Below are 13,402 nucleotides of genomic sequence, written 5' to 3' on the forward strand. Positions count from 1 at the left end.
CGGAGACGACTTATGGCTTATCAATCGCAAGACATTATCCGTCGTTCCGCGACTAACAGTTTCACCCCCGCGCCTCAGGCGCGGGACCACCAGCAGGAAGTGGCGAAGCTTATCGACGTGACCACCTGTATCGGCTGTAAAGCCTGTCAGGTGGCCTGTTCGGAGTGGAACGACCTCCGTGATGAAGTGGGTCACAACGTCGGGGTGTACGATAACCCCGCCGATCTGACCGCCAAGTCCTGGACGGTGATGCGCTTCTCGGAAGTAGAGCAGAACGACAAACTGGAGTGGCTGATCCGCAAAGACGGCTGTATGCACTGTGCGGATCCGGGCTGCCTGAAGGCGTGTCCGTCAGAAGGGGCGATCATTCAGTATGCCAACGGCATCGTCGACTTCCAGTCAGAGCAGTGCATCGGCTGCGGCTACTGCATCGCCGGCTGTCCGTTCGACGTACCGCGCCTGAACCCGGAAGACAACCGCGTCTACAAATGTACACTGTGCGTTGACCGCGTCACCGTCGGCCAGGAGCCAGCGTGCGTGAAGACCTGTCCAACCGGTGCCATTCATTTTGGCTCCAAAGAGGACATGAAAACGCTGGCGGGCGAGCGTGTCTCCGAGCTGAAGACCCGCGGTTACGACAACGCGGGCCTGTACGATCCGGCCGGTGTTGGCGGTACGCACGTGATGTACGTGCTGCACCATGCCGACAAGCCGAATCTGTATCACGGCCTGCCGGAGAACCCGGAAATCAGCGCCACCGTGAAGTTCTGGAAAGGCATCTGGAAACCGCTGGCAGCGGTCGGTTTTGCTGCCACCTTCGCAGCGAGCATCTTCCACTACGTCGGCGTTGGTCCGAACCGCGCGGAAGAGGAAGACGACAACCTGCATGAAGAGAAAGACGAGGTGCGCAAATGAAAAGACGTGACACCATCGTGCGCTACACCGCGCCGGAACGTATCAACCATTGGGTCACCGCCTTCTGCTTCATGCTGGCGGCGATAAGCGGGCTGGGGTTCTTCTTCCCCTCCTTTAACTGGCTGATGCAGATCCTCGGTACGCCACAGCTGGCGCGCATCCTGCACCCGTTCGTCGGGGTGGTGATGTTCGCCTCGTTCATCATCATGTTTTTCCGCTACTGGCACCATAACCTAATCAATCGGGATGATATCTTTTGGGCGAAGAATATTCGTAAGATCGTCGTCAACGAGGAAGTAGGTGATACCGGGCGTTATAACTTCGGCCAGAAATGCGTATTCTGGGCGGCGATTATCTTCCTGGTCTTGTTGCTGGTGAGCGGCGTGATCATCTGGCGTCCGTACTTTGCGCCTGCTTTCTCAATCCCGGTGATCCGATTCGCGCTGATGCTGCATTCATTTGCCGCAGTGGCGTTAATTGTGGTTATCATGGTGCATATTTACGCCGCCCTCTGGGTGAAAGGCACCATTACCGCGATGGTGGAAGGATGGGTTACTAAGACGTGGGCGAAGAAACATCACCCGCGCTGGTACCGTGAAGTCCGCCAGAAACAGGAAAAGTCATCTGAATGAGTATTCGCATAATCCCGCAAGATGAGCTGGGTTCGAGCGAGAAACGCACGGCGGAAGTGATTCCGCCGCTACTGTTCCCCAGACTGAAAAACCTCTATAACCGCCGCGCGGAACGCCTGCGCGAGCTGGCTGAGAACAACCCGCTTGGCGACTATCTGCGCTTTGCCGGGCTGATCGCCCATGCTCAGGAAGTGGTGCTGTACGACCATCCGCTGCAGATGGACCTGACCGCGCGCATCAAAGAGGCAAACGCTCAGGGCAAGCCGCCGCTGGATATCCACGTCCTGCCGCGCGATAAGCACTGGCACAAGCTGCTGCACTCGCTGATTGCCGAGCTGAAACCCGAGATGAGCGGCCCTGCGCTGGCGGTGATTGAGAATCTTGAGAAAGCCTCAGAGCAGGAGCTGGAGCAGATGGCGAGCGCGCTGTTTGCCTCTGATTTCTCTTCAGTCAGCAGCGATAAAGCGCCGTTTATCTGGGCTGCCCTGTCGCTCTACTGGGCGCAAATGGCCAGCCTGATCCCAGGTAAAGCCCGCGCCGAATATGGTGAAGCACGCCAGTTCTGCCCGGTGTGCGGTTCTATGCCGGTCTCCAGCATGGTGCAAATCGGTACCACTCAGGGGCTGCGCTACCTGCACTGCAACCTGTGCGAAACCGAGTGGCACGTGGTGCGCATCAAGTGCAGCAACTGTGAGCAGACCCGCGATCTGCACTACTGGTCGCTGGAAAACGAGCAGTCCGCGGTGAAAGCCGAAAGCTGTGGCGACTGCGGCACCTACCTGAAGATTCTGTATCAGGAAAAAGACCCGAAAGTGGAGGCCGTCGCTGACGATCTCGCCACGCTGATCCTGGACGCCAAAATGGAGCAGGAGGGCTTTGCCCGCAGCTCTATTAACCCGTTCCTGTTCCCGGGTGAAGGGGAGTAATCTCCGGTGATAGTGCCGGGCGGCGCAAGCTTGCCCGGCCTACAATTGATATTTTGGCTTCATGACCGTGCCTGCGGGCCCCCACCATGACTTCTATCCACGTAATCGGACTCACTGCCCGGTGCGATGCAGTGCCTTCAATGACGTCAGCAGCCTCACGGCGATTATTGAAAAGATCGAATTGGCATAAAATAGCGAACACTTTTGCGAGCCGCTTTCCAGATTCTTATCCCCACCCAAATCCGCTGTTTTCATCCACCGTAAATCAGGCTATAACGCTGTATATCCATACAGATTGAAGGTTTAAACTATGGCACTGGAAAAGGGTATTGATAAGCTGGTTCAGGACTTTATCGCCGCAGGGCGACCCTCTTCGCTCCACCAGAATATTGATGAACGGAGGGCGGGTTATGTCGCCAGTACGGTGCTTGCCGGGGAGAAGGAAACACACGTCCAGGTGGCAACGCAGGAGCTGGAAGGAATAACGTTGCGGATCGTCTCCCCGCTCAACGCACCGGAAACGCTGCCCACCGTTATCTACTATCATGGCGGATGTTTTGTCAGTGGTGGATTTGATACCCATGATAACCAGCTGCGTCAGCTGGCATATTACGGCCACTGCCGGGTGATTGCGGTGCAGTACAGGCTGGCCCCCGAATACACCTTCCCTGCCGCGCATGACGATGCTGAACGAGGCGCAAATCTGGTCTGGAAGTATGCGGACACGCTCGGGGTGGATCAACATTGCATCACCCTTTGTGGTGACAGCGCAGGAGGCCATCTGGCCCTGGTCACGGCGCTACGGCTCAAGGCCGCAGGTCTGTGGCAACCAGCGCAGCTGATCCTTATCTATCCTATGCTCGACGCAACGGCGTATTTTGAAAGCTACACCCGCAATGGACTGGATTATGTTATTACCCGCGATACGCTCCTCAGCGGATACGCCATGTACCTTCCCCATACCGAACGCCAGAATCCTGAAGCCAGCCCAGTGTGGCGGGATGACTTTCATGGCCTGCCGACAACCCATATTATCACCGCCGAGTACGACCCCTTATGTGACGAAGGCGAAGCCTTGCATCACCATCTGACCGAACAAGGCGTCAACTGCACCTGTCAGCGCTGGTCCGGCGTGATACATGGTTTCTTTCAGCTAGGTGGCATAAGTCAGGCAGCGCGGGATGTTATGCGTAATATCGCATGGCGGGCGGGAGCTATGGCAGGACCTTGTTCAAAAGAGTGAAACGGAAGCGTTACCACGGGTAACGCCCCTGCATTTTTTACTCTTCCTCGTTCCCACCCTCTTCATAGGCGCCATACGGCTTCGCCGGAAGAACGATGTAGGTGCCTTCAAATACCGCGCCCGGCGTTTCGTCACCGAACAGCTCCACCTGCATCTGCACGCGCGCTTTTCGGCCTCGCGCCAGGCGGTCGAGATCGCCACCCAATGCGCCCAGGTCCGCCACCGCGCTCGGCTTGCCGCTGATCGGCGCGCTGTAACGGATATGCGCATCGGCCAGAATAATGGTGCCGCCCAGATGACGCTCGCGCAGCATCAGCCAGATAAGCCCCCAGCCGGTGAGCGTCGCCAGCGAGAACAGGCTCCCGGCGAACAGGGTATGGTGCGGGTTCTGATTGCCGATCTCCGGCATGGTGGTGATAAATTTTTGCCCGGTGTACTGCTGAATGCGCACCCCCATCTTTTCGCTCAGCGGGATGTGCTGATACCAGGCCTGCTGCAGCTGACCGCACCAGTCGGCACGATGCAGAATATCATCCAGCGAGGCGATAGGTTTGATCATCAAAAAGTGACGAATCGGGGTGGTTTGCGGGGTGGTGATTTCACCCTGGTTAATAAAACCCAGCTTGGCAAAAAACTCTACTGCATCTTCGCGCGCGCTACAGGTGACGCGCTTCACACCCTCCTGACGGGCGACGGATTCCAGGGTCATCGCCATCAGCGTGCCAAGGCCTTTATCCTGTACAGAAGGATGCACCGCCATAAAGCGGATGGAGGCTTCATTATCAGCATTGATATACAGTCGACCTACGGCGACCAGATTGCCCTCTTCATCCATCACCATCTGGTGATGCGCCATGGCGTCCCAGGCATCGCGTTCCGACCCTTTCGGCTGATGTAATGGCTTACGCAGCATCTCCCAGCGGAACTGGTAGTAAAGCGCCAACTCTTCTTCCGTTTGCGGTACTCGAAGGTGATACATAGCTGTACTCTCTCTTGTTACCCGCGGCCAGACCGTCAGCTCACTCATACCTGGAGCCAGAACGTGACGGGGCCGTCATTTACCAGCGAGACCTGCATATCTGCAGCGAATCGTCCGGTCTGTGTATGCATCTCTTGCTGACGGCAACGGTCAACAAAGTATTCATATAAGGCTTCTGCCCGATCCGGCGCCGCCCCTTTTGAGAAGCCAGGACGCATGCCGCGCCCGGTATCGGCGGCCAGCGTAAACTGCGACACCACCAGCACGCTGCCCCCTGCCTGCTGGACGTTAAGGTTCATTTTGCCTTCCGCATCGCTGAAGATACGGTAACCCAACACGCGCTCGCATAAGCGGTTGGCTTTTTGCTCGTCGTCATCCTTTTCGACACCTAACAAGACTAAAAGTCCCTGGCCAATTTCACCCGTCACCTCTCCCTCCACGGTGACGCTGGCACGGGTTACGCGCTGGATTAATGCAATCATGGTTGGTCTGTTTCTCGTCGTTTTTCGGCTTCTGCTGCTTTTTTTAGCTCGCGGTATACCCCGAGAGTGACAGTAATTTCTGCGCCAAGCAAGACGATACACCAGGTCCAGTAAACCCAGAGGAACAAAATGGGGATCACCGCCAGCACGCCATAAATCAGCTGATAGGAGGGGAACATGGTGATGTAAAGCGCGAAACCTTTCTTGCCGAGTTCGAAAAGCAGAGCCGCCACCAGCGCCCCCACCATCGCATCCCGATTAGGCACGCGCGTGGTCGGCACAATGCTGTAAAGCAGCCAGAACGCGAGCCAGGACAGAAGCAGCGGGAAGATGTGCAGCACGTCGTCAATCACGCTGTTGAGATCGCTGGCCCAGCGTAACGAGAGCAGATAGGAGCTGATCGCCAGGCTGGCCCCGGCCAGCAACGGCCCCAGAGTCAGGATCATCCAGTACACGGCGAAAGAGTAAACTTTAGGTCGCGCCCGGGTGCTGCGCCAGATAGTGTTGAGCGCACTATCAATGGCATACATCAGCAGCAGTGCGGTAACGATAAGCCCGCATGCTCCAACCGCCGTCATCTTGCTGGAGTTGGCGACAAACTGCTCGATGTAATTCTGAATCACATCCCCGGTGGCAGGCATGAAGTTAGCAAAAACAAAATGGCGGAGCTGCAGGCTGACGTCCGAAAACATCGGAAAGGCGGCAAAAAGCGCAAAGATGACGGCCACCAGCGGCACCAGAGACAACAACGACACGTAGGCGAGGTTGCCTGCCAGCGTGGTCATGTTGTCCTCATCGATGCGGTGCCAGAGGAGTTTTAGCCACGCACGCAGCGGTCGGGTGTGGTGGCTGGCTTTTTGATGAACGGTTTTTAGCATAACTGCTTCGCAAAATAGTCGGGGATCGTCTGTTTTCCGGTCACCAGAATTGACGTGATACCCAACTGGTTAGCTCCCTCTATATTATCGACGTTATCGTCAAAAAAGATGGCATCGGCGGCAGAGAATCCTTCCGCCTGCAAAACGGCCTGATAGATCCGCGCTTCCGGCTTACGCATGCCCATCTCCTGGGACAGGTAAATTTTATCTGCTGCCGCTTTCACTTCCGGATATTCATCCGGCCAGAAGGTGGTGTGCAGCCGGTTGGTGTTCGACAGCACCACCACCCGATGCCCCTGCTCGCGCAGCTTGTGCATGATGGCAATCACCTCGGGACGAACCCCGACAAAGATCGCCTGCCAGCCGTGGGAAAATTGTTCGTAACTGAGGGGAAGCTCCATCTCATGGCAGAGCTTTTCGGCAAACTGTTCATCCGAAATCTCACCGCGCTCGTGCTGATGGAAAGCGTCGCCCATGGTAAAACTCTGCTTAAGCGTTGCCAGCGGAACGCGGCTGAAATCACTCCATGTACCCAGCACACGATTGAAGTCGATATCGACGATTACGTTTCCTAAATCAAAGATATAGAGCATGTGGTTCTCCTTTTCGCCGTGAAAATTAACTGTAGCGGGAAAGAAGATGTTTGGCTATGAGGCGCGTGACACGGCAGAAAAGAAAAACCCCGCCAGAAGGCGGGGTTTCAGAGAACGGAGAGAAGAAAATTAATCTTCTTTCGGGCCGCGCATGGCGCGTTTACGATCGTTCTCAGTCAGGTGACGTTTACGGATACGGATAGAGGTTGGAGTTACTTCTACCAGTTCGTCGTCATCGATGAATTCCAGAGCCTGCTCCAGAGTCATCTTAACCGGTGGAACCAGAACCGTTGCTTCGTCAGTACCGGACGCACGCATGTTGGTCAGTTTCTTACCGGTCAGGCAGTTTACAGTCAGGTCGTTAGAACGGCTGTGAATACCGATGATCTGGCCTTCGTAGACTTCTGCACCGTGACCCAGGAACAGCTTACCGCGGTCCTGCAGGCTGAACAGGGCGAACGCAACCGCTTTACCCTGACCGTTGGAGATCAGAACGCCGTTGTTACGCTGGCCAACTTCGCCCGGACGAACGTCGTCGTAGTGGCTGAAGGTGGAGTACAGCAGACCGGTACCGGAAGTCATGGTCATGAACTCTGAACGGAAGCCGATCAGACCACGGCTTGGGATCACGTAGTCGAGACGTACGCGGCCTTTGCCATCTGGATTCATGTTTTTCAGGTCGCCTTTACGCTCACCCAGCGCCTGCATGACAGACCCCTGGTGCTGCTCTTCGACGTCCAGCGTTACGTTTTCGAACGGCTCTTGTTTACGGCCGTCGATTTCGCGGAAGATTACTTTCGGACGGGAAACCGCCATTTCGAAACCTTCACGACGCATGTTTTCGATCAGAACTGACAGGTGCAGCTCACCACGACCGGAAACGCGGAATGCGTCAGCGTCTGGCGTTTCTTCAACACGCAGCGCAACGTTGTGCACCAGCTCTTTGTTCAGGCGGTCAAGGATCTGACGAGAGGTAACGAACTTACCTTCTTTACCACAGAACGGAGAGGTGTTGACGTTGAAGAACATGGTTACAGTCGGTTCATCAACAGACAGGGCTGGCAGCGCTTCTACCGCTTGCGTGTCGCAAATGGTATCAGAGATGTTCAGCTCGCCCAGACCGGTGATCGCGATGATGTCGCCCGCTTCAGCGATGTCGCTCTCGATACGCTCAAGGCCCAGGTGGGTCAGTACTTTACCGACTTTACCGTTACGGGTTTTACCTTCGCTATCGATGATAGTGACCTGCTGGTTAGGCTTCACTTTACCGCGCTTGATACGACCAATGCCGATAACGCCAACATAGTTGTTGTAGTCGAGCTGAGAGATCTGCATCTGCAGGGTGCCTTCAACATCGACGTTCGGCGCAGGAACACGGTCAACAATCGCCTGGTACAGCGGGGTCATGTCTTCAGCCATTTCTTCGTGGTCCAGACCCGCGATACCGTTCAGCGCAGAAGCGTAAACGATAGGGAAGTCCAGCTGCTCGTCGGTTGCGTCGAGGTTAACGAACAGGTCGAAGACCTGATCAACAACCCAGTCGGGACGCGCGCCAGGGCGGTCAACTTTGTTGATAACCACGATTGGCTTCAGACCATGGGCAAATGCCTTCTTGGTAACGAAGCGCGTCTGCGGCATTGGGCCATCCATTGCGTCAACGACCAGCAGCACGGAATCGACCATGGACATTACACGTTCAACTTCACCACCGAAGTCGGCGTGCCCCGGGGTATCAACGATGTTGATACGGTAGTCATTCCATTTGATAGCGGTGTTTTTAGCGAGGATGGTAATCCCACGCTCTTTCTCCAAATCGTTGGAGTCCATCACACGTTCTTGAGTTTCGGCACGCGCGTCGAACGTACCGGATTGCTGCAGCAGCTTATCAACCAGGGTAGTTTTACCATGGTCAACGTGCGCGATGATGGCGATATTACGCAGATTTTCGATCACAACTTTGCCTCAGGCATTTAGAAATAGCGCGTTATTGTACACGGATTAATCGCACTACAAAACAGGATCACAAACATCCCCCGCAAACAAGTATCGCAGAGATGCTTTGTGATCGCTTTCACGGAGCGGTAAAAGGGCACTTTAACGTAAATTGCACCAATATGGTGCTCAATGTTCACATTGAAGCACTATACTGGTGCAACAAAACCATCATGGTGCAGCCCTTTTGCACTATGGTGCGCATGATAGCGCCTTTTTGGGGTGTTTTAAAAGTTGGCACAGATTTCGCTTTATAAAAAATACATGGCACCAGCCAGTACAAACAGAATTTGAAGACCTCGTTACCACGACGACAATGACCAATCTGGAGAGTTAAGTATGTCCGCTGAACACGTTTTGACGATGCTGAACGAACATGAAGTGAAGTTTGTTGATCTGCGCTTCACCGATACCAAAGGCAAAGAACAGCACGTCACTATTCCTGCTCATCAGGTGAATGCCGAATTCTTTGAAGAAGGCAAAATGTTTGACGGCTCCTCGATTGGCGGCTGGAAAGGTATCAACGAATCCGACATGGTTCTGATGCCTGACGCATCCACTGCGCTCATTGACCCGTTCTTCGAAGAGTCTACCCTGATCATCCGTTGCGATATCCTCGAGCCAGGCACCCTGCAGGGCTACGACCGCGACCCACGCTCTATCGCTAAACGCGCTGAAGAGTACCTGCGCTCCACCGGCATCGCTGACACCGTTCTGTTCGGGCCAGAGCCAGAGTTCTTCCTGTTCGACGACATCCGTTTTGGTGCGACCACTTCCGGTTCCCACGTTGCTATCGATGATATCGAAGGCGCATGGAACTCCTCCACCAAATACGAAGGCGGTAACAAAGGTCACCGTCCTGCTGTTAAAGGCGGTTACTTCCCGGTTCCACCGGTCGACTCTTCACAGGACATCCGTTCTACCATGTGTCTGATCATGGAAGAGATGGGCCTGGTTGTTGAAGCGCACCACCATGAAGTTGCGACGGCGGGCCAGAACGAAATCGCCACCCGTTTCAACACCATGACCAAGAAAGCGGACGAAATTCAGATCTACAAATACGTTGTGCACAACGTTGCGCACCGTTTCGGTAAAACCGCGACCTTCATGCCAAAACCAATGTTTGGCGACAACGGTTCCGGTATGCACTGCCACATGTCTCTGTCCAAGAACGGTACCAACCTGTTCTCTGGCGACAAATATGCCGGTCTGTCCGAGCAGGCGCTGCACTACATCGGTGGTGTTATCAAACACGCTAAAGCGATCAACGCCCTGGCGAACCCAACCACCAACTCTTACAAGCGTCTGGTCCCAGGCTACGAAGCCCCAGTTATGCTGGCGTACTCTGCCCGTAACCGTTCTGCTTCTATCCGTATCCCGGTTGTTGCGTCTCCGAAAGCACGTCGTATCGAAGTGCGCTTCCCGGATCCAGCGGCTAACCCATACCTGTGCTTCGCAGCACTGCTGATGGCGGGTCTGGACGGTATCAAGAACAAAATCCACCCAGGCGAAGCCATGGACAAAAACCTGTACGACCTGCCGCCAGAAGAAGCGAAAGAGATCCCACAGGTTGCCGGCTCTCTGGAAGAAGCACTGAACGCCCTGGATGCAGACCGTGAGTTCCTGACCGCTGGCGGCGTGTTCACTGATGAAGCGATCGACGCTTACATCGCGCTGCGTATCGAAGAGAACGATCGCGTTCGCATGACGCCACACCCGGTTGAGTTCGAACTGTACTACAGCGTCTAATCTTCAATCCCTTTCGCGCGGACTTTCCGCGCGAGATTGATAGCCGTTTTTTTGTTGCCGTGGAAACTTTTCAGCCCATCTCCGGATGGGCTTTTTTCTCCACCAACAAACTGATCTTACGCGCTTTTTACCGCAGAAACGCTATACTGCACTAAAATAGTGCAACCAACTCCAGGAGACTGCTGAATGGCAACTGGCACGCTGCCCGATGCTGGGCAGATCCTCAATTCTCTTATCAACAGCATTTTACTGGTCGACGACGATCTGGCGGTGCATTACGCCAATCCAGCGGCCCAGCAGTTGCTTGCTCAGAGCTCACGCAAACTGTTTGGTGCGCCGCTACCCGAGTTGTTGAGTTATTTTTCCCTGAACATCGGCCTGATGCAGGAGAGCCTGCAGGCGGGACAAGGCTTCACCGATAACGAAGTGACGCTGGTGATCGACGGGCGCTCGCATATTCTCTCCCTGACGGCGCAGCGGCTACCGGAAGGCCTGATCCTGCTGGAGATGGCACCGATGGATAATCAGCGTCGCCTGAGCCAGGAGCAGCTCCAGCATGCCCAGCAGATTGCGGCCCGCGACCTGGTGCGCGGCCTGGCCCACGAGATTAAAAACCCGCTCGGCGGCCTGCGCGGCGCGGCACAGCTGTTAACCAAAGCCCTGCCCGACCCGGCGCTGGCGGAATACACCAATGTCATTATTGAACAGGCCGATCGCCTGCGTAATCTGGTCGATCGCCTGTTAGGCCCGCAGCAACCCGGGATGCACGTTACCGAGAGCATTCACAAGGTGGCCGAGCGCGTCGTCAAACTGGTGTCAATGGAGTTGCCGGACAACGTCAGGCTGATTCGGGATTACGATCCCAGCCTGCCGGAACTGCCGCACGATCCCGACCAGATTGAACAGGTACTGCTGAACATCGTGCGCAATGCCCTGCAGGCATTGGGGGCGGATGGCGGAGAAATTATTCTGCGTACCCGCACCGCGTTTCAGCTCACCCTGCACGGGACACGCTACCGCCTGGCAGCCCGCATCGACGTGGAAGATAACGGCCCGGGCATCCCTTCCCATTTACAGGACACGCTGTTTTACCCGATGGTCAGCGGCCGGGAAGGCGGAACCGGGCTTGGCTTATCGATTGCCCGTAATTTGATAGATCAGCACTCCGGCAAAATTGAATTTACCAGTTGGCCGGGTCATACCGAGTTTTCGGTTTACCTGCCAATCAGGAAATAGAGGGTTAGGTTATGCAACGAGGGATAGTCTGGGTAGTTGATGACGACAGCTCCATCCGCTGGGTGCTTGAACGGGCGCTTACCGGAGCAGGATTAAGCTGCACCGCTTTTGAAAGCGGGGCCGAGGTGCTGGATGCACTGACCACTAAAACCCCGGACGTGCTGCTGTCCGATATCCGTATGCCGGGGATGGACGGTCTTGCGCTGTTAAAACAGATTAAGCAGCGCCACCCGATGCTGCCGGTCATCATAATGACCGCGCACTCCGATCTGGATGCGGCGGTCAGCGCCTATCAGCAGGGTGCGTTCGATTACCTGCCGAAACCGTTCGATATTGACGAGGCGGTGGCGCTGGTTGAACGCGCCATCAGCCACTATCAGGAACAGCAGCAGCCGCGTAACGCCCCGGTTTTCGGTCCTACCACCGATATCATTGGCGAAGCGCCGGCAATGCAGGATGTGTTTCGCATCATCGGCCGCCTGTCGCGCTCCTCCATCAGCGTGCTGATTAACGGCGAGTCGGGCACCGGGAAAGAGCTGGTTGCGCATGCCCTGCATCGCCACAGCCCGCGCGCCAAAGCCCCGTTCATCGCCCTGAATATGGCAGCGATCCCCAAGGATTTGATTGAGTCCGAGCTTTTCGGCCACGAAAAAGGGGCCTTTACCGGCGCCAACACCATTCGTCAGGGCCGCTTTGAGCAGGCCGACGGCGGGACGCTGTTTCTGGATGAGATCGGGGATATGCCGCTCGACGTCCAGACGCGACTCCTGCGCGTGCTGGCGGACGGGCAGTTCTACCGCGTGGGCGGCTATGCGCCGGTCAAAGTCGATGTGCGTATTATTGCCGCCACCCACCAGAACCTCGAGCTGCGTGTCCAGGAGGGGAAATTCCGTGAGGACTTGTTCCACCGCCTGAACGTCATTCGCGTTCACCTGCCACCGCTGCGCGAGCGCCGGGAAGATATCCCCCGTCTGGCACGTCATTTCCTGCAGGATGCAGCCCGCGAGCTGGGGGTGGAAGCCAAACTGCTGCACCCGGAAACCGAAGCCGCGCTGACGCGTCTGGCCTGGCCCGGCAACGTGCGTCAGCTGGAAAATACCTGCCGCTGGTTAACGGTGATGGCCGCAGGCCAGGAGGTGTTGATTCAGGATCTTCCTCCTGAGCTTTTCGAAACCCATGTTCCGGAAAGCAGCACCGGCCAGACCCTGCCCGACAGCTGGGCTACGCTGCTGGCGCAATGGGCCGACCGTGCCCTGCGTTCCGGTCATCAAAATCTGCTCTCCGAGGCACAGCCGGAGATGGAACGCACGCTGCTCACCACCGCGCTGCGCCATACCCAGGGACATAAACAGGAAGCGGCACGCCTGCTCGGCTGGGGACGCAATACCCTGACGCGTAAGCTAAAAGAGCTGGGAATGGAGTGACATTTTACCGCTGTGTAAATGAGGTTAACTAAGCGCAAACTGGCGTTATTTTGCGCTTTACTGTTCCGATGAGTTGAGTATTATCTTGCCCGGGAAATCGGGGGGGATCATCATGCTGGAATCTATCGTTACAATCTTGTCTGGCGGCGTCGAAGCCAGCGCAGCAGCGGGACATACGCCACAGGCGGCCATTGCAGCTGTGCTGTGTGCGGCGCTGGTTGGGTTGTTTAGTTAGAGGGTTTGCCGGGTGGCGGCTACGCCTTACCCGTATATGGACACCTCCCGTTATGCAAGCCATTCTGCATTTGTGTAACGGGAGTAAGATGCTTTCGTATATCCGGCCTCTCTTCCGG

Annotated in this window: 13 protein-coding genes; 8 read left to right on the top strand and 5 right to left on the bottom strand. The window is 55.9% G+C overall.

The genetic code is table 11. The features are described 5' to 3' along the window. Positions 1-12: 12 nt before the first annotated feature. The 4 genes from fdxH (at position 13) to WFO70_RS21110 (ending at position 3,716) form a co-directional block, all read left to right on the top strand. A complete protein-coding gene (gene fdxH / locus WFO70_RS21095) occupies positions 13-915 on the top strand; it encodes a formate dehydrogenase subunit beta (protein WP_131635591.1) in 903 nt (300 codons plus the stop codon). Continuing rightward, positions 912-1,547: a formate dehydrogenase cytochrome b556 subunit gene (gene fdoI / locus WFO70_RS21100; RefSeq protein ID WP_032615363.1), complete on the top strand. Its 636-nt coding sequence runs from the start codon at positions 912-914 to the stop codon at positions 1,545-1,547. The genes fdxH and fdoI overlap by 4 nt, the downstream gene beginning before the upstream one ends. After that, complete coding sequence (gene fdhE / locus WFO70_RS21105) at positions 1,544-2,473, top strand: formate dehydrogenase accessory protein FdhE (RefSeq protein ID WP_337019071.1); 930 nt, start codon at positions 1,544-1,546, stop codon at positions 2,471-2,473. Before fdoI ends, fdhE begins: the two co-directional genes overlap by 4 nt. Before the next feature lie 310 nt (positions 2,474-2,783). Then, positions 2,784-3,716, top strand: a complete 933-nt coding sequence (locus WFO70_RS21110) for an alpha/beta hydrolase (protein ID WP_337019072.1) — start codon at positions 2,784-2,786, stop codon at positions 3,714-3,716. Positions 3,717-3,753: 37 nt separating this feature from the next. Here WFO70_RS21110 and fabY read toward each other — a convergent pair whose 3' ends face one another. From fabY to typA, 5 genes are all read right to left on the bottom strand, one after another. Then, positions 3,754-4,695, bottom strand: coding sequence for a fatty acid biosynthesis protein FabY (fabY, locus tag WFO70_RS21115; protein WP_032615389.1), 942 nt, complete (start codon positions 4,693-4,695; stop codon positions 3,754-3,756). A gap of 44 nt (positions 4,696-4,739) precedes the next feature. Continuing rightward, on the bottom strand, positions 4,740-5,177 hold the full coding sequence (dtd, locus tag WFO70_RS21120) for a D-aminoacyl-tRNA deacylase (RefSeq protein WP_337019074.1): 438 nt from the start codon (positions 5,175-5,177) through the stop codon (positions 4,740-4,742). Further along, positions 5,174-6,055: a virulence factor BrkB family protein gene (locus WFO70_RS21125; RefSeq protein ID WP_337019076.1), complete on the bottom strand. Its 882-nt coding sequence runs from the start codon at positions 6,053-6,055 to the stop codon at positions 5,174-5,176. Before WFO70_RS21125 ends, dtd begins: the two co-directional genes overlap by 4 nt. After that, positions 6,049-6,648, bottom strand: coding sequence for a glucose-1-phosphatase (gene yihX, locus WFO70_RS21130; RefSeq protein ID WP_337019077.1), 600 nt, complete (start codon positions 6,646-6,648; stop codon positions 6,049-6,051). Before yihX ends, WFO70_RS21125 begins: the two co-directional genes overlap by 7 nt. 129 nt (positions 6,649-6,777) lie before the next feature. After that, entirely contained in the window at positions 6,778-8,601 is a 1,824-nt protein-coding gene (gene typA, locus WFO70_RS21135) for a ribosome-dependent GTPase TypA (protein WP_337019079.1), read from the bottom strand. A gap of 378 nt (positions 8,602-8,979) precedes the next feature. Between typA and glnA the strand changes: the two genes are divergently transcribed. From glnA to WFO70_RS21155, 4 genes are all read left to right on the top strand, one after another. Next, positions 8,980-10,389 (top strand): glutamate--ammonia ligase, encoded by a 1,410-nt coding sequence (glnA, locus tag WFO70_RS21140; RefSeq protein ID WP_333854662.1) that lies wholly within the window; start codon positions 8,980-8,982, stop codon positions 10,387-10,389. 186 nt (positions 10,390-10,575) lie between these two features. Beyond that, positions 10,576-11,625: a nitrogen regulation protein NR(II) gene (glnL, locus tag WFO70_RS21145; RefSeq protein WP_142487613.1), complete on the top strand. Its 1,050-nt coding sequence runs from the start codon at positions 10,576-10,578 to the stop codon at positions 11,623-11,625. An 11-nt stretch (positions 11,626-11,636) separates the two neighbouring features. Next, complete coding sequence (glnG, locus tag WFO70_RS21150) at positions 11,637-13,049, top strand: nitrogen regulation protein NR(I) (RefSeq protein WP_337019084.1); 1,413 nt, start codon at positions 11,637-11,639, stop codon at positions 13,047-13,049. A 112-nt stretch (positions 13,050-13,161) separates the two neighbouring features. Then, positions 13,162-13,284, top strand: coding sequence for a YshB family small membrane protein (locus tag WFO70_RS21155; RefSeq protein ID WP_142487615.1), 123 nt, complete (start codon positions 13,162-13,164; stop codon positions 13,282-13,284). Positions 13,285-13,402 lie beyond the last annotated feature (118 nt).

Origin of the sequence: Leclercia sp. AS011, from assembly GCF_037152535.1 — a bacterium.
Lineage (GTDB): Bacteria > Pseudomonadota > Gammaproteobacteria > Enterobacterales > Enterobacteriaceae > Enterobacter.